General features: G+C 61.6%; 15 protein-coding genes. 6 read left to right on the top strand and 9 right to left on the bottom strand.

All coding sequences use genetic code 11. From position 1 onward, the window contains the following. Window positions 1-4: 4 nt before the first annotated feature. The 3 genes from ACS4RS_RS10155 to ACS4RS_RS10145 form a co-directional block, all read right to left on the bottom strand. Entirely contained in the window at window positions 5-916 is a 912-nt protein-coding gene (locus ACS4RS_RS10155) for an ABC transporter permease subunit (RefSeq protein ID WP_439011066.1), read from the bottom strand. A 1-nt stretch (window position 917) separates the two neighbouring features. Then, entirely contained in the window at window positions 918-1,805 is an 888-nt protein-coding gene (locus ACS4RS_RS10150; protein ID WP_439011067.1) for an ABC transporter permease subunit, read from the bottom strand. Between the two features lie 102 nt (window positions 1,806-1,907). Beyond that, a complete protein-coding gene (locus ACS4RS_RS10145) occupies window positions 1,908-3,200 on the bottom strand; it encodes an extracellular solute-binding protein (protein WP_439011068.1) in 1,293 nt (430 codons plus the stop codon). Between the two features lie 204 nt (window positions 3,201-3,404). On the opposite strand from ACS4RS_RS10145, the gene ACS4RS_RS10140 reads away from it, so the two are divergent. The 3 genes from ACS4RS_RS10140 (at window position 3,405) to ACS4RS_RS10130 (ending at window position 7,803) form a co-directional block, all read left to right on the top strand. Next, on the top strand, window positions 3,405-4,412 hold the full coding sequence (locus tag ACS4RS_RS10140) for a Gfo/Idh/MocA family oxidoreductase (protein WP_439011069.1): 1,008 nt from the start codon (window positions 3,405-3,407) through the stop codon (window positions 4,410-4,412). A gap of 6 nt (window positions 4,413-4,418) precedes the next feature. Beyond that, window positions 4,419-5,417 carry a substrate-binding domain-containing protein gene (locus ACS4RS_RS10135; RefSeq protein ID WP_439011070.1) on the top strand — a complete coding sequence of 333 codons (999 nt, stop codon included), beginning with the start codon at window positions 4,419-4,421 and terminating at the stop codon, window positions 5,415-5,417. Between the two features lie 139 nt (window positions 5,418-5,556). Then, entirely contained in the window at window positions 5,557-7,803 is a 2,247-nt protein-coding gene (locus tag ACS4RS_RS10130; RefSeq protein WP_439011071.1) for a glycoside hydrolase family 2 TIM barrel-domain containing protein, read from the top strand. Window positions 7,804-7,809: 6 nt separating this feature from the next. Here ACS4RS_RS10130 and ACS4RS_RS10125 read toward each other — a convergent pair whose 3' ends face one another. The 4 genes from ACS4RS_RS10125 to ACS4RS_RS10110 form a co-directional block, all read right to left on the bottom strand. Next, window positions 7,810-8,925 carry a sn-glycerol-3-phosphate ABC transporter ATP-binding protein UgpC gene (locus tag ACS4RS_RS10125; protein WP_439011072.1) on the bottom strand — a complete coding sequence of 372 codons (1,116 nt, stop codon included), beginning with the start codon at window positions 8,923-8,925 and terminating at the stop codon, window positions 7,810-7,812. A 3-nt stretch (window positions 8,926-8,928) separates the two neighbouring features. Next, complete coding sequence (locus ACS4RS_RS10120) at window positions 8,929-9,900, bottom strand: ABC transporter permease subunit (protein ID WP_439011073.1); 972 nt, start codon at window positions 9,898-9,900, stop codon at window positions 8,929-8,931. Further along, on the bottom strand, window positions 9,897-10,850 hold the full coding sequence (locus ACS4RS_RS10115) for a carbohydrate ABC transporter permease (RefSeq protein ID WP_179610742.1): 954 nt from the start codon (window positions 10,848-10,850) through the stop codon (window positions 9,897-9,899). Before ACS4RS_RS10115 ends, ACS4RS_RS10120 begins: the two co-directional genes overlap by 4 nt. A 132-nt stretch (window positions 10,851-10,982) precedes the next feature. Further along, window positions 10,983-12,242 (bottom strand): extracellular solute-binding protein, encoded by a 1,260-nt coding sequence (locus ACS4RS_RS10110; RefSeq protein WP_439011074.1) that lies wholly within the window; start codon window positions 12,240-12,242, stop codon window positions 10,983-10,985. Between the two features lie 478 nt (window positions 12,243-12,720). Between ACS4RS_RS10110 and queC the strand changes: the two genes are divergently transcribed. The 3 genes from queC to queE are packed head-to-tail and all read left to right on the top strand — an operon-like array spanning window position 12,721 to window position 14,512. Further along, window positions 12,721-13,431 carry a 7-cyano-7-deazaguanine synthase QueC gene (gene queC, locus ACS4RS_RS10105; protein WP_439011075.1) on the top strand — a complete coding sequence of 237 codons (711 nt, stop codon included), beginning with the start codon at window positions 12,721-12,723 and terminating at the stop codon, window positions 13,429-13,431. Beyond that, entirely contained in the window at window positions 13,431-13,787 is a 357-nt protein-coding gene (gene queD / locus ACS4RS_RS10100) for a 6-carboxytetrahydropterin synthase QueD (protein ID WP_439011076.1), read from the top strand. The genes queC and queD overlap by 1 nt, the downstream gene beginning before the upstream one ends. Then, on the top strand, window positions 13,784-14,512 hold the full coding sequence (gene queE / locus ACS4RS_RS10095; protein WP_439011077.1) for a 7-carboxy-7-deazaguanine synthase QueE: 729 nt from the start codon (window positions 13,784-13,786) through the stop codon (window positions 14,510-14,512). The genes queD and queE overlap by 4 nt, the downstream gene beginning before the upstream one ends. A 125-nt stretch (window positions 14,513-14,637) precedes the next feature. Here queE and ACS4RS_RS10090 read toward each other — a convergent pair whose 3' ends face one another. Continuing rightward, complete coding sequence (locus tag ACS4RS_RS10090; protein WP_439011078.1) at window positions 14,638-15,861, bottom strand: adenylate/guanylate cyclase domain-containing protein; 1,224 nt, start codon at window positions 15,859-15,861, stop codon at window positions 14,638-14,640. Between the two features lie 101 nt (window positions 15,862-15,962). Next, entirely contained in the window at window positions 15,963-16,937 is a 975-nt protein-coding gene (gene nrdF, locus ACS4RS_RS10085; RefSeq protein ID WP_439011079.1) for a class 1b ribonucleoside-diphosphate reductase subunit beta, read from the bottom strand. Window positions 16,938-16,950: the final 13 nt, after the last annotated feature.

The raw sequence follows: 16,950 nt of genomic DNA, 5'->3' as shown, positions 1-16,950 counted from the left end.
GATCTCAACCCTTCACGCCGCCCGAAAATGTCTGGACGAGGAAGCGCCGCGCAAAGCCGAAGGCGACGACGGCCGGCAGCAGATAGATGAAGGCCAGCGCGGTCAGCAGCCCGTAGTCGATCTCGTTGATGCGGAGAAAAGCGCGGAAGAGGCCGAGCGGCAGCGTCTGCAGCTCCGGCGACGACAGGAAGATCAGCGGCAGCAGGAAATCGCCCCAGGCCGACATGAAGGCGAACAGCCCGGCCGCCGCCAGCCCCGGCAGCGCCAGCGGGATCAGCACCCGGCGGATGCGCTGGATCAGCGTCGCCCCGTCCATCAGCGCCGCCTCTTCGTAATCCCTCGGCAGCCCGTCGAAGAAGGTCTTCATGATCCAGAGCGCCAGTGGCAATTGCATCGTCGCCAGCACCAGGATCAGCCCGAGATAACCGTCGATGAAGCCGGTCCAGCGCATGATGCCGCGGGCATAGCTGCCAAAGATCGGCCTGAGCATCGCCGCTTCGACATTGTTCAGCGTCAGCAGGAATTTATAGAGCGGCACGACGAGCGCCGTCGGCGGCAGCACGCGGATGAGCAGGATCGCATAGAGGAAGGGCAGCTTCCACCGTGCGCGGGTACGCGACAGGGCGTAACCGCCGAGCCCCGCCAGTACCATGACGAGCAGCGTGGCGCTGCCGACGACGAAGAGCGAGTTGAACAGCCACTTGGCCCCGTCTTCCTTGGTGAAGACTCTGACATAATTGGCGAATGTCCATTGTTGCGGCCAATGCAGGAAGAGCTGCGCATTGCCGTCGAAAGAGGCGAGCAGCACCCAGAAGAAAGGCACGGCGCAGAAAATCGACATCAGCGACAGCGTCGCATAGGCGATCAGGTCGGAACGGCTCTTGTTGGCGGTCTCGCTCGGGGAGACGACGGCCATGTCAGACCTCCACCTTCATGGCTCGGACATAGGCGATGCCCAGTATCAGCGAGATAACCAGCGCGACGACGGCGACCGCGGCGCCATAGCCGAGCTGGAACGCCGTGAAGGACTGGTTGTAGATATAAATGCTGACGACCTCGGTCGCCCCGCCAGGCCCGCCGCGTGTCAGCGCATAGACGAGACCGAAAACGGCGATGGTCGAGACGGCCGAAATCAGCATGTAGAGCAGGATCGTCGGCATCATCAGCGGCAGGGTGATGCGGCGGAACATCTGTGATGGCGTGGCGCCGTCCATGCGCGCCGCCTCGTAGATCTCAGCCGGGATGGTGCTGAGGCCGGCCGTCAGCAGGATCATCGCCGTGGCGATGCCGCGCCAGGTGTTGACGATGATGATCATCGACAGCGGAAAGACCTGCAGCCAGTCGGCCGGCGTGACGCCGAAGAAGCTGACGATGCGGCTGAGCGTGGCATTGTCGCCGCCCGCCAGCATCGAGATCCACATGAAGCCGGCGACGACTTCGGGGGCGGCATTGGGCAGCAGGATGATCGACGAGAACACACGCCGGAAGCGGATCGGCCGGCGCAGCGCGATTGCCGAGATCAGGCCGAGCACGAACTGGCCGATCACCGCGGAGCCGATGACGAAGACGAAGGTGACGAACAGCGCATTCCAGAACTTCGCGTCGTTGAACAGCCTGACATAATTCCGGAAACCGACGAAGCGGGGCCGGAGGGCCGCCGCCCCGGTCAGCGCCTCGTTGGTGAAGCTCAGATAGATGGAATAGACGGCCGGATAGATCACGAAGGCCAGCAGCAGCACCAGCGAGGGCAGCAGGATCAGCAGCCATTGCCGCTCGGCGCGCTTTTCATGAGAGTTTCTGGCCATGGAAGCTCGCAACCTGACGAATGAACCGGCTCATCGAATAAAGACGGGAAGACGCGGTGCCCTGGCGCCGCGTCCCCGTTCGCGGGGAAAGCAAGCCGACGCTTACTTCACCATATCGTCGCCGAGCGTTTCCTTGACGTAGTCGACCAGGATCTTCTGGGCGCCGGCGGCATCGGTTTCCTTGCGCAGCAGCGCTTCCGTCGCCCGCGCCACGCCTTCCGAAACCGTGCCGAAACCGGAGGCCTGCTTCAGGAACACGCCGTTCCCAGCCGCCGCATGGATCGGAACCAGCTCCGTCAGTTTCTGGAAGTCGGCATTATCAGCCGCATCCTTGCTGGCGGGAATGTTGCCGATGCGGGCGGCGTAGGAAACCTGCGTCTCGATCGAGCCGATCTCCATCAGCGCCTTGATCGCGAGTTCGGTATTGGCCGATTTGGAATTGACGGCCCACGGCGCGGCAAGGTTGGCGAGCACATACTGGCCGCTGCTCTGGCCCGGAACTGTCCAGGTTCCCACAACCTTGGTCACTTCGGGGATCGGGTTCTTGCTTTCGCGGCCCCAGTCGAAAATATAGCACCAGGAGCCGCAGGTGGTCGCGGCGAGCTTGCCTTCCGGGAACATCTGGTATTTTGGCACGACCCAGGGCTCCGGCCCGAGCAGCGGCTGCGTCGGCATCAGATCCTTGTCGATCAGTTCCTTGTAGACGTTGAAGACATCCTTGATGCCCTCGCCGTTGAGATCGAGCTTGCCGTCGGCATCGACCAGCTGCGGCGTCTTGGAGCCGACGAGCAGGTGCTGGAAGCCCTCGTCGAAGGCGCCGCTTCCCCAGGAGACGCCGGCCGGGAAGAGCAGGCCGTAGGCGCCGGTCTTCTGCTTGATCTCGGCCGCACGGTCGAGAAGCTCCTGCCAGGTCTTCGGCTGCTCTGTGGAGATGCCGGCCTTTTCGAGAACGTCCTTGCGATAATAGATTTCCTGAATGCCGAGCATGAACGGCATCACATAGGTCTCGCCATCCGGGCTGACGGCAAGCTCCTTGGCGACGTCATAGAGGTTGGCATAACCCTCCCAGGCCTTGAACTCCTTGGTGATGGGCGTGAGGTAGCCGGCCTCCACCATGTCGGCGACGGCAGCCGTCGTCGGGATGGAGAACAGATCGGGCGCGTTGCCGGCGCCGAGCTCTGTCAGCAGTTTGGTCAGGTAATCCTTGTCGGGCGCCGGATATTCGATCACCTCGACGGTCACGCCGTATTTCTTTTCGATCCGCTCGACCGTCGACTTCATCGCATCGATGCCGGCCTGGCCATGATTGGCAATTCGAATTGTTTCAGCCTGCGCTAGCGTCGCAACCGCGCTCAGCAGAATGGCGCACAGGCCACCAAGAACCGTCTTCTTCAACGGAAGTCCTCCCTTTTTTGCGAGACACGGCGCCCTCCAGCACCGGCTGCGAAAATGTACACGTATTCCAATAACTGGCAAGCTGGTTTTTTAGAAGATCCGGATCTCCACTTCAATATACTGATATTAATACGATATATAGATATTGCCATCAGCGCATCGCTTGTGTAAACGTGTACACAAACATTCAGGGAGGGCATTTTCATGGCTGAGAAATTGCGCCTCGGCGTCATCGGCGCCGGGCTGAAGGCGGCGGAATATGCCGAGAGCTGGGCTGGGATGCCGGAGATCGAATTCGCTGCCCTGGCGGACACCACCGCCGCCTCGCGCCAGCGCCTGATCGACGTCTGCCTCGCCGCCGGCGCGGCCGAACCGAGAAGCTTCGAGGACTATCGCGAAATGCTCGTCCAATGCCGGGACGAACTCGACATCGTCTACATCTCCACCCCGCACGCCTTCCATGCCGAGCAGGCGACCGCCGTCGCCGAAGCCGGTCTTGACCTCTTTCTGGAAAAACCGATGGTGACGACGGCCGCCGAAGCCGAGCGGCTGATCGCGGCGCAGAAGAAGAGCGGCGTTACCATCGTCACCGCCTTCCAGGGCGGTCTGTCGCCGCTGGTGCTCGACACGCGCCGGCGGGCGCTTTCCGGCGAATTCGGTGAGCTGATCGCCATATCGGGCATGATTTGGGAAAGCTGGTCGTCCAATTACGACGGCCATTGGAAGCAGCAGCCCGAGATCTCCGGCGGCGGCTTCATGTTCGATACCGGCGCCCATATGATGAACACCGTCTGCCTGCTTGCCAATTCCGATTTCGACAGCGTTTCGGCCTACATGGCCAATCACGGCAAAAAGGTCGATATAGCAACCGCGGTCTCCGCCCGGCTGAAGAACGGCGCGCTGGCAACGCTGACGGCCGCCGGCGAAGGCCCTCCCGGCTGCGCCTCCCACATCACCTTTTTCTATTCCAAGGCGATCGTGCGCATCGATGCCTGGGGCGGCTGGCGCGAGATCAGCGTCGGCCGCACCGCCGAGCCGCGCGAGGAAGCCGAGATTCTCGGCAATCCGATGAAAAATTTCCTCGCCATTCGCGCGGGAAAAATGGAAAACTCCGGCTCCGTTGAAATGGGCCTCAGATTCGCTAGGCTATGGGACGCAATCAAGGAATCGGCAGCGGCCGGCGGCGCCTCCGTCAGGATCGTCGCCCAATAGGCGCAGATGAGCGGAATGAACAGACGGCGGATCACCTCGAAGGAACTGGCGAAACTCGCCGGCGTCTCCTCCGCCACCATTTCCCGCGCCTTCTCGCCGGATTCGCGCATCGGCAGCGCGACACGCGACCGCATTCTGGCCGTCGCGCGTGAACATGGCTACCAGCCGAATGCCATCGCCCGTTCACTGAACAACCAGCGTTCGCGGCTGGTTGCCCTCGTCGTCAACGCCATCGGCAATCCGTGTGAGGCCGAGGAACAGCAGCTTCTCGTCCACCGCCTGCAGGCGCGGCAATTGCTGCCGATCATCCTCTGCTGCGCCGATCATTCCGACCGGCTGCAGTTGATGCGGCTTGCCTCCACCTACCAGGTCGATCACGTCGTCGTCTTCTCCGACATGGTGTCGATGCAGGATGCCGTCGACATTTTCCACACGACGAAGCCGATCATCGTCTCCTTCGAGCCGCTCGAAAACGAAAACGTCTCCAGCATCCGCATCGATGGATCCGCAGCCGCCGACGAGATCATCGACAAGATCGCCCGCGACGGCAAGAAGCGCTTCGCCTATCTCTCCGGCACCAATTCAAGCTGGATCGACAAGCTCAGGCGCAAATGGTTCGCCGATGCGCTGGCCAAGCGCGGCTTCTCCTTCGCAGCCCAGGCCTTTGGCGATTATTCCTATGATTCCGGCTTCAAGGAAGCCGTGCTGCTGCTGCACCGCGACAAGGTCGACGCCATCATCTGCGGCAATGACGTCATGGCGATCGGTGCGCGCGATGCGGCCCGCCGCGTGCTCGGCAAGAACACTCCCGACGATATCGCCATCGTCGGCCAGGATGGCATCGCCATGGCCGCCTGGGATTGCAACGACCTCACCACGCTGAGCCTCGACCACGTCGCCTTTATCGACGCTGTCGTCGAACTGATCGAACGCCATGACGCCGAGATCGAAGGCCCGCACAGCATCACCCTCACCTGCACCGCCCGCTGGGGCTCGACCGCCTAGGATCTGGCCAGTTTGGCCTTTTCGGCATCATGTTCTAAGGCTCACCTATCAATTGCATCAAGGAGGAATACCATGACCCCATTTTCACGCGCCGAAAGGCGCCGCACCGCTCCTGATGCCGTGATCGGGAGAGCCTGAGATGCGTTCCGTCGTTTTCTTCAACGAAGGCTGGAGTTTCCATGAGGGCTTCGGACAGCGTCTGCTCGAAAGCTTCGACGCCGCCAAGTCGGTCAGCCTGCCCCATACCGCCGTCGAACTGCCTTTCAACTATTTCGACGAAAAGAGCTATCAGCGCGCCTTCACCTATCAGAAAGTGCTGCGCTGGCTGCCGGAATTCGAGGGCCGCGAGGTGTCGCTCGTCTTCGACGCCGCCATGGCCGACAGCGTCGTCTATCTGAACGGCGAAGAGATCATCGCCCATAAGGACGGCTACACCCCCTTCGAGGCTCGCCTCACCGGCAAGCTCGTCAAGGGCGAGAACCTGGTGACCGTCAAGATCGACGGCAGCGAAAACCCTGAGATCCCGCCCTTCGGCGGCCGCATCGATTATCTTACTTATGCCGGCATCTACCGCGACGTCTGGCTAAAGGTCACCGACCCCGTCTCGATCCGCAATCTCAAGATCGAAACCGCAGACGTTCTTGCCCCGGAAAAATCGGCAACCATCCGCGTCGATATCGCCAATCCCGAAGGCCGCAGCTTCTCGGCAACCGTCACCGCGACGCTGAAGCAGGCAGACGGCACGGTGATCGCCACCGCAGCGACCGAGACGATCGGCGACCGCACCAGGCTTTCCTTCGGCGGCCTCACCGGCATCACGCTCTGGGACATCACCGATCCCACCCTCTATGAGGTCACCGTCGAACTCAGGACCGAGCACGGCTCCGACCGTATCTCCACCCGCTTCGGCTTCCGCACCGCCGAATTCACGCCGGAAGGTTTCCTTCTCAATGGCAAACCGCTGAAGCTGCGCGGCCTCAACCGCCACCAGTCCTTCCCCTATGTCGGTTATGCTGCCGGCCGGTCCGCCCAGGAGCGCGACGCCGACATCATGAAGACGGTGCTGAAGTGCAATATCGTCCGCACCTCACATTATCCGCAATCGAAATGGTTCCTCGACCGCTGCGACGCCATCGGCCTGCTGGTTTTCGAGGAAATCCCCGGCTGGCAGCATATCGGCGATGCCGACTGGCAGAAGGATTCGATCGAGAACGTCCGCCGGATGATCGAACGCGATTGGAACCATCCCTCGATCATCATCTGGGGCGTGCGCATCAACGAGTCCCAGGATAGTCACGATTTCTATGTCGAGACCAATCGCCTCGCCCGTGAGCTCGACAGCACCCGCCAGACCGGCGGTGTGCGTTATATCACCGAGAGCGAGCTGCTCGAAGACGTCTACACGATGAACGACTTCATCCTCGGCAACGAGGAACTGCCGGGCGCCAACCGCCCGCGCACCGCATTGCGCGGCCAGGAGGAAAATACCGGTCTGTCCCGCAAGGTGCCGTATCTCATCACCGAGTTCAACGGCCACATGCATCCGACGAAGATCTATGACCAGGAACAGCGCCAGGCCGAGCATGTGCGCCGTCACCTGGAGGTGCTAAATGCCGCCTATGGCGATCCCGATATCTCCGGCGCCATCGGCTGGTGCATGTTCGATTACAACACCCACAAGGATTTCGGCTCCGGCGACCGCATCTGCTATCACGGCGTCATGGACATGTTCCGCGAGCCGAAATTCGCGGCCTATGCCTATATCAGCCAGTGCGACCCGTCCGACGAGATCGTCATGAAGCCGGTGACTTTCTGGGCCCGCGGCGAGCGCAATATCGGCGGCGTGCTGCCGCTGATCATCCTGACCAATTGCGACGAGGTGGAACTGCAATATGGCGGGCTCAGCAAGCGCATCGGACCGGACCGCGAGAACTATCCGCATCTGCCGCATCCGCCCGTCGTGCTCGATCATCGCCACTTCACCCCCGATGAACTCGGCACCTGGGGTCTGGAATGGATCGACGGCACCTTGACCGGCTATATCGGCGGCGAGCCGGTGACAAGCCTGACATTTGCCGCCGATCCTCTGCCGACGACGCTGGAAATCGTCGCCGACAGCCACACGCTGAAGGCGCGCGAACGCGACAGCACCCGCGTCATCATCCGCGCCCTCGATCAGTGCGGCCAGCGCCTGCCTTTCATGAACGACAGCATTTCGCTGAAAGTGCATGGGCCCGCAAGGATCGTCGGCCCGGCCAACGTGCCGCTGCAGGGCGGTACCGCGGGCTTCTGGCTGGAGGCGACGGGGATGGTCGGCGAGATCACCGTCGAAGCGGTCTCCTCGCGTTTCGCGTCGGTGACCGTCAATGTGACGGCCGCCGCCTGACGGCTGTCACGAAATCCTGAGCTGGCTCTGCGGATCGAAGAACACGGCCTTGTCGAGATTGAAGGCGAGGCGTGTGTTCTGTCCGGGAGCGATGCCGGCATCGGCGCGCAGGCGGGCGACGACGGATTTGCCGCCGAGCTTGGTGACGGCGAAGGTGTCGGAGCCGGCCGGTTCGACCACCTCGATCAGGCAGTCGTCCTCGGTCAGCGAGCGCGCCTTGCGGTCGGCGCCGTCGGGGTCGGTCAGCGCCTCTGGACGGATGCCGAAGATCACTTGGCGGCCGGCATAGGAAGACAGGCCGTTGTTGCCCGAGACGACCGGCAGTCGGAGCGGCGCGCCATTCGGTCGTTCGAGTGAGACGGCCAGCCCGCCGGCGCCGTTTTCGACGGTGGCGTTGAGCAGGTTCATCGCCGGCGATCCCATGAAGTCGGCGACGAAGAGATTGGCGGGGCTGTTATAGATCTCGGCCGGCGTTCCGAACTGCTGCAGCACCCCGTCTTTCAGCACGGCGATCTTGGTCGCCAGCGTCATCGCCTCGATCTGGTCATGGGTGACATAGACGAAGGTGGTGCCCATGCGCTGATGCAGCCGCTTGATCTCGGTGCGCATGTCGACGCGCAGCTTGGCGTCGAGATTGGAGAGCGGCTCGTCGAACAGGAAGACCTGCGGATTGCGCACCAAGGCCCGGCCCATGGCGACGCGCTGGCGCTGGCCACCGGACAATTGCGACGGCTTGCGGTCGAGCAGATGGCCGATCTGCAGCATGTCGGAGACCTGCTTGATCGCCTTGGCGCGCTCTTCCTTGGGTACGCCGCGGATCTCCATGCCGAAGGCGATATTGCCTGCCACCGTCATGTTCGGATAGAGCGCATAGGACTGGAACACCATGGCGATGTCGCGCTTGGACGGGTGCAGGCCGTTGATGGCGCGCCCGTCGATGCGGATATCGCCGGAGGTGATCGTCTCCAGCCCGGCAATGGTGTTGAGCAGGGTCGACTTGCCGCAGCCGGACGGGCCGACCAGCACGAGAAAGCCGCCCTTTTCGAGTTCGAGGTCGATCCCCTTGAGAATGTCGACGGCGCCGAAACGCTTTCTGAGACCGGAGATTTCGAGGAAGGCCATGACTTACCCTTTGACTGCCCCCGCCATCAGACCGCGCACGAAGTAGCGGCCGGCGAGGATATAGACGATCAGTGTGGGAACGGCCGCGATCATCGCCGCAGCCATGTTGACATTGTATTCGACCACACCCGTCGAGGTGTTGACGACATTGTTCAAGGCCACCGTCATCGGCATGGAGTCGCCGGTGCCGGCATAGGCCGAGGCAAACAGGAAGTCGTTCCAGATATTGGTGAACTGGTAGATCACCGTGACGACGATGATCGGCAGCGAGTTCGGCAGCATGATGCGGCGGAAGATCTGGAAGAAGCTGGCCCCGTCGACCTGGGCGGCGCGGACCAGTTCGGTCGGGAAGGCCTCGTAGAAATTGCGGAAGAACAGCGTGGTGAAGCCGAGGCCATAGACGACATGGACGAAGACCAGGTTGACCGTCGGATTGCCGAAGCCGAAGTTAAAACCGGTGGCGTTCTGCAGCGTCACGCCGAAGCGGCCGAGCGAGCCGAGAATGGTCGCCATCGGCAGCAGCACCGACTGGAACGGGATGAAGCAGGCAAACAGCATCAGCCCGAACACCAGCGTATGGCCGGGGAACCGCCATTTGGTCAGAACATAACCGTTGAGCGCCCCCATGATGGTGGAGATCGCCACAGCCGGCACCACCATCTTGATCGAGTTCCAGAAGTAGCCCTTGATGCCGGCGCAGGTCAGCCCGACGCAGGTCTCGCCCCAGGCCTTGATCCAGGGATCGAAGGTCGGCGCCTGCGGCAGCGCCAGCATGTTGCCGCCCTGGATCTCGTCCATGGTCTTGAACGAGGTTGTGAGCATGACGAAGAGCGGCATCAGGTAGAGGACGGCGAAGATCGTCAGCAGCCCGTAGATGGCGAGGCGGCCGATCCAGCGTGTGCTGTTATTCCGGCTGTCGCTGCTTTGTGAGAGCGGTACGGTCGAAGCTACGGTGGAGGTGGTGACGCTGCTCATCGCGCCTTCTCCTTCAGTTCGGAATAGAGATAGGGGACGATGATTGCCGAGATGGTCATCAGCATGATGATGGCGCTGGCCGAGCCGACGGCCATTTCGTTGCGCTTGAAGGTATATTCATACATGAAGTTGGACGGCAGCCAGGCCGAGCCGCCCGGCCCGCCCGAGGTCAGCGCCACCACCAGGTCGTAGGATTTGATCGCCATATGGGCGAGCACGATGAAGGCCGACAGGAAGATCGGCCGCAGCAGCGGAATGACGATGCGGCGATAAAGCTGCAAGGGCGAGGCGCCATCGATCTGCGCCGCCTTCATGATCTCGCCGTCGATGCCGCGAAGGCCGGCCAGGAACATCGCCATGACGAAGCCCGACGCCTGCCAGACACCGGCGATGACGACGGTGTAGATGACGAAGTCCTTGTTCTTGATCCAGTCGAAGTGGAAGCTCGTCCAGCCGAAGTGATGCAGCGTCTGCTCCAGCCCGAGGCCGGGATCGAGGAACCATTTCCAGGCAACGCCGGTGACGATGAAGGAGAGCGCCATCGGGTAGAGGAAGATCGGTCTGAGCAACCCCTCGCCGCGGATCTTCTGGTCGAGCAGGATCGCCAGGAACAGGCCGAGTGCCAAACAGATGCCGACATAGAGGAAGCCGAAGATCGCCATGTTGGTGATCGAGGTATACCAGGAGGACGGCGGATCGCTCTCGAAGGTCCAGCGCCACAGCCGCTGATAGGCGCGCGCCCCGGTCAGCGCATAAGACGGAAAGGTCTTGGAATTGGTAAAGGACAGATAGGCCGTCCAGACGATGAAGCCGTAGACGAAGACCAGCGTGATGACGAAGCTCGGCGCCAGCACGATCTTCGGCAGCGCATCCTGCAGCCGGCCTCTGAGCGAGATCGCCGTCGAATGCCGCGGCGTCAGAACCGGATCGGTGGTCGCAACTGTGCTCATGGTATCTTGTCTCCCTTCCCGCATGATCGGCCCTGCCCGATCGTCCCCGCCTGGTCGTGGCGATACTGATCGTCGCGGAGCCTGAAGCTTCCCCGCGTCATGCGCGGGGAAGCGTGTGCATCAACCAAGGTCTCAGCGGGCGTCGTCGATCGCCTGGACGAGCTGCTTGACGGCTTCGTCGGAGCTCTTGATCTGGCCGTGGACGAACTTCGAGACGACGTCCTTATAGGCATTGGCGATCGCCGGAGGCGCGCCATAGCCCTGGGCCAGCGAGCCGAACAGCGTGCCGCCCTCATTGGCCGCCTTCAGATCGGCGATACCCTTCTTGCCGCAGGCGTCGAAGTCGGTGTCGGGAACGTCGGTGCGGGCCGGCACCGAACCCTTGACGACGTTGAAGGCCGACTGGAAGCTCTTCGACAGCGTCGCCGTGGCCAGCGCCACCTGGGCTGCCTTGCGGTCGTCGGGAACGTTGAACATGCCGAACATGTCGGAGTTATAGACAACGCTGCCTTCGGTGCCGGGGAAGCGGTAGCAGAGGAAGTCGGTATCAGGCGTCTTCTTGGCGGCAACGAATTCGCCCTTGGCCCAGTCGCCCATCACCTGCACCAGCGCATCGCCCTTGATGACCATGGCGGTCGCCAGGTTCCAGTCGCGGCCGGAGAAGTTCGGATCGACATATTTGATGATCGTCGCCAGATTATCGAAGGACTTCTTCATCGTGTCCGACTTCAGCGACTCCTCGTCGAGATCGTTGAAGGCCTTCTTGTAGAATTCCGGCCCGCCGGTCGACAGCACGATGGAATCGAACATCGTCGCTTCCTGCCAGTTCTGGCCGCCGAGCGCCAAGGGGATGACGCCTGCAGCCTTGGCCTTGTCGAGCAGCGCGATCAGATCGTCGAAGGTCTTCGGCTGGGTGCCGCCGATCTTGTCCATCACCGCCTTGTTGATCCACAGCCAGTTGACCGAGTGCACGTTGACCGGGGCTGCGACCCACTTGCCGTCATAGACCGAGAACTTCTGCAAGGCCGCCGGAACAGACTTGTCCCAGCCTTCCTTCTTTGCCGTCTCGGTCAGGTCGCCCATGACGCCGGCCTCAGCATAATCGAGCACGGTGTAACCGAGCATCTGCGAAGCGGTGGGATAAGTGCCGGCCGCAACCATCGCCTTCAGCGCCGTCATCGCCGCATCACCGCCGCCGCCGGCCACCGGAACGTCCTTCCAGGCAAAACCTTCCTTCGACAGATCCTGCTTCAGAACGTTCAAAGCCGCTGCCTCGCCGCCAGACGTCCACCAGTGCAGCATCTGAACTTCTTTCACGTCGGCCGCCTGCGCCGCACCGAGGCCAGCCATCATCACGACGGCAACCGCCGCCGAGCTCAAAAACTTGCGCATGAATTTCCTCCCATTTGAAAATCGGCGGCGGGCCTTCCCTGCCGCCCGATGTTTTCCGCCGGTGCGACGGTCGACATACGGCCGCGCTCCTCTGCGCGGTTGCTAATTTAAAACGTTATAAGTCGCTGATCGTCAAGTCCTTTCTCGACTCCCGAGAAAAATATGGTTATTCCGATATCCTATTGAATTTTTTATTTATTCAGCCGATCCTTCCGTCAGCACAATCTATACGGCCTGTGAGATCCAGAGCGGTCGATCTCGATACGCCGGCGGGCGTGTGCGCGATTTCATTCGCAGCCGGACGCTTGTCGATTACGGTATCATCGCCAATACAATCCACGAGGGTCTGCACCTGCTGCTGCCGCGGATCAATTTCCCAGTCGGTTAAGCCCAGGCTATTCCCAACACGCGTGATTTGCCCTAAAAGCACGCCGTAATCCGGTCGCAGCCCACCCGGTCAAAACAAGGGATCCAAAATATGAAGACTATCGTCGTCTGCTCCGGCGGACTCGACTCCGTTTCGCTTGCCCACAAGATTGCAGCGGAACAACAGCTTATTGGCCTCGTCTCCTTCGACTACGGCCAGCGGCATCGCAAGGAACTCGATTTCGCCGCCCGGTGCGCCGCGCGCCTCGCCGTTCCCCATCATATCATCGACATCGCCGCCATCGGCGGCCACCTCAGCGGATCGGCCTTGACCGATAACATCGAGGTTCCGGACGGCCATTATGCCGAGGAGACCATGAAGGCCACCGTGGTGCCGAACCGCAACGCCATCATGCTGGCCATCGCCTTCGGCCTGGCGGCCGCGCAGAAAGCGGATGCCGTTGCCGTCGCCGTGCATGGCGGCGACCACTTCATCTACCCCGACTGCCGGCCGGGCTTCATCGACGCCTTCCAGCGCATGCAGAACGAGGCGCTGGACGGTTATGCCAGCGTCAGGCTGCTTGCCCCCTATGTCGATGTGTCGAAAGCGGCGATCGTCGCGGACGGCGAGAAACATGCGACGCCGTTTGCGGAAACATGGTCCTGCTACAAGGGCGGCAGGCTTCATTGCGGGCGCTGCGGAACCTGCGTCGAACGCCGCGAGGCTTTCCATCTCGCCGGTATTCCCGATCCGACGGAATATGAAGACCAGGACTTCTGGAAAGCGGCGGTGTCGCAATATTCTGCTGCGGAGGTGCGTTGATGTATCGCATCACCAAGGAGTTCCATCTCTCCGCCTCGCACCAGCTGAATCATCTGCCGGCCGACCATCAATGCGCCAGGCTCCACGGCCACAACTACATCGTGGTCGTCGAGCTCTCCGCCGAAAGGCTGAACGATGACGGTTTCGTTCGCGACTATCACGACCTGTCGCCGCTCAAGCGCTATATCGACGATTCCCTCGATCATCGCCACCTGAACGAGGTCTTCGGCCATTCGAAAGTCACCTCCGAGTTCCTGGCAAAGCATTTCTACGACTGGTGCAAAGAGCGTTTCCCGGAGACATCCTCCGTCCGCGTCAGCGAGACGCCGAAGACCTGGGCGGAGTACAGACTGTGAGCGGAGAGACCATTCGCGTCAGCGAGATCTTCGGCCCGACCATACAGGGTGAAGGCGCGTTGATCGGGCTGCCGACGGTGTTCGTCAGGACGGGTGGCTGTGACTATCGCTGTTCCTGGTGCGACAGCCTTCATGCGGTCGACAGCGCCTTTCGGGATCAATGGCTTCCAATGTCCGTCGAGGCGGTCTGGCAGGAGGTGACAAAGCTCTCGGGAGGCAGGCCTCTGACGGTTTCGCTTTCCGGAGGCAATCCCGCGATCCAGCCGCTCGGGCCATTGATCGAATTCGGGCATTCGCAAGGATATCGTTTCGCGCTGGAAACGCAGGGGAGCGTCGCCCGGACCTGGTTTCGCGATCTCGACATGCTGGTCTTGAGCCCCAAGCCGCCGTCGAGCGGAATGCTGGCGGATTGGGATGAGGTCGACAACTGTCTTCGTCTCGCCGCCGACGGGCCGGAGATCGTCTTGAAAATCGTCGTCTTCGACGATGCCGACTACCTCTTCGCGCAACAGGTGGGCGAGCGTTATCCCGATATTCCCCTGTTCCTTCAGCCGGGCAACCATACACCGCCGCCGCCCGATGACGACGATGCCCGCATCGATATCGACGGCGTGATGGACCGCATGCAATGGCTCGTCGAGAAGGTGACGGCCGACGGATGGTTTACGCCGCGGGTGCTGCCGCAACTGCACGTGCTGCTGTGGGGCAACAAGCGCGGCGTCTGACTCTGCCTAGAACAGGATGATTTTAGGCCCGGTCGGCCTAAAATCTGAATCCTGTTCTAAATTAAAGAGTTAGAGCATGATGTCGTCCGAAAACCGCTCACACTTTTCGGCATCATGCTCTAGCCCTACCGCTCCGGGAAAGCGAAGACATCGACAGGCTCTCCGAGCCCGCGCAGCGGGAAGGTGCCGAGACTGTCCATGTCTTTGGCGCAGTCCGCCATTTCGACGAAGGCCCGCGACAAGAGTACCGGGCGCTTGACCTCCTTGGTCAGGCTTTCCAGCCGCGAGGCGACATTGACTGCCGGGCCGATGACAGTGAAATCGAGCCGCCGGCGTGAGCCGATATTGCCATACATGACGTCGCCTACATGCACGCCGACGCCGTAGCGCAGCGGATCGCGCCCCATGCGCACATGCTCCTCGTTGAGCCCGGCCATCGACGCCTGCCCTTCGCGGATCGCCTGCAGCAGATCGGCGCAGGCCGTTTCCTTGCTCAGCGGGAAGATCGCCAGCAATCCATCGCCCATGAACTTCAGGATTTCGCCGCCATACCGTTCGATCGGATCCGATATCGCATCGAAATAATCGTTGAGCAGATGGATGACATCGTCGCGCGGCCAGAGATCGGAGATTGCCGTAAAGTCGCGCAGGTCGCAGATCATGATCGCCGCGCCGACGGTGGCGCCGCTGCCGCGCGTCGTCACGCCCGACAGGATCTGCTCGCTCGCATGCGGCCCGACATAGGTCTGCAGCAGCGTACGCGCCATGATGTTCTTCAGCCTGATTTCGCTGACGAGGGTCAGGGCCGGCAGCAGATCGCGCAGGAAATCGACATGTTCACGCTCGAAGCCGCCCGGCCGGCTGGTGGAAAATGTCGCCACATGCCGTTTGCCGAAGGTATGCTCGAGCGGCCAGGCGATATACTCGGTCAGGCCGTCGTCATGGAGCTCCTGATAGAATGAATCCAAGGCGCCTGCGGCTGTACCTTCCAGCTGCCTGCGCACCTCCTCCGCACCCTGATGGATCGCGTTGACGGGACTGGCCAGGAAATCCGGCGTGTTTTCGACGCCATAGGCGAATGTATCGATCTTCGCCTCCGCCCGTCCCTCCTTCCAGAGAAGGCGGGCACCGATCCATTGCGGGTGGTTCACCCTGAAATGCAGCGTCGCCCGTGCCACCGGCACGCCTGCCGCCAGCAGCTTCCCGCACATCTCCACCAGGATATTGTCGATGAAGCGCTCACCGCGCGTCTCGTTCACCAGCCAGTCGAGGATCCGTCTCCTGCGGATCGGCCAGACGCCTTCGTCTGCTTCGGCGGCAGTTCCGGCCTTGTTTGGAAAAGACGACATTAAAAACTCCGCTGCGCCACATCATCGGCGAGGATCGACTTCATTTCCGCTGAATGTGGGCGATGGGGAAGCAAATGATAAGGGCCGACTGCGATAAAGCCTCAGAAATCCCAGTCCTCGTCTTCGGTCGCGACAGCCTTGCCGATCACATAGGAGGAACCGGATCCTGAGAAGAAATCGTGGTTCTCGTCGGCATTCGGCGACAGCGCCGACAGGATCGCCGGATTGACCTTGCAGGCCTCGGCCGGGAAAAGCGCCTCGTAGCCGAGGTTCATCAGCGCCTTGTTGGCATTGTAATGCAGGAATTTCTTGACGTCCTCGCTCAGCCCGACGCCGTCATAAAGCGCCTCGGTATATCTCGCCTCATTGTCGTAGAGCTCGAGCAAGAGGTCGAAGGCGAAATCCTTGATCTCCTGCCGTCTCTCCTCGGAAAGCCGCTCCAGACCGCGCTGGAATTTGTAGCCGATATAATAGCCGTGCACCGCCTCGTCGCGGATGATCAGCCGGACCATGTCGGCCGTGTTGGTGAGCTTGGCGCGGCTCGACCAGTACATCGGCAGGTAGAAGCCGGAATAGAACAAGAAGCTTTCGAGGAAGACGCTGGCGACCTTCTTCTTCAAGGGATCGCCGCAGCGATACTGCTCCATGATCAGCGCCGACTTGCGCTGCAGGAATTCATTCTCCTCCGACCAGCGATAGGCGTCGTCGACGTCGGGCGTCGAGCAGAGCGTCGAAAAGATCGAGGAATAGGAGCGCGCATGCACCGCCTCCATGAAGGAGACGTTGGAAAGCACTGCCTCCTCATGCGGCGTGACCGCATCCTCCATCAGTCCGACGGCGCCCACACCGTTCTGGATCGTGTCGAGCAGCGTCAGCCCGGTAAAGACGCGGATGGTCAGCTGCTGCTCGGCCGCCGTCAGCGTCGCCCAGGAGGGAATGTCGTTGGACAGCGGCACTTTCTCCGGCAGCCAGAAATTGCCGGTCAGCCGGTTCCAGACTTCGAGATCCTTGTCGTCCTCGATGCGGTTCCAGTTGATGGCGCGCACGCGGGACGCCGGTTTGATCTGCATGTTCATGATGTTCCCCGGT

The organism is Rhizobium sp. F40D2, from assembly GCF_051810745.2.
GTDB lineage: Bacteria > Pseudomonadota > Alphaproteobacteria > Rhizobiales > Rhizobiaceae > Rhizobium.
Note: the sequence above shows the minus strand (reverse complement) of the source record. Positions and strands in the feature narration are given on the sequence as shown.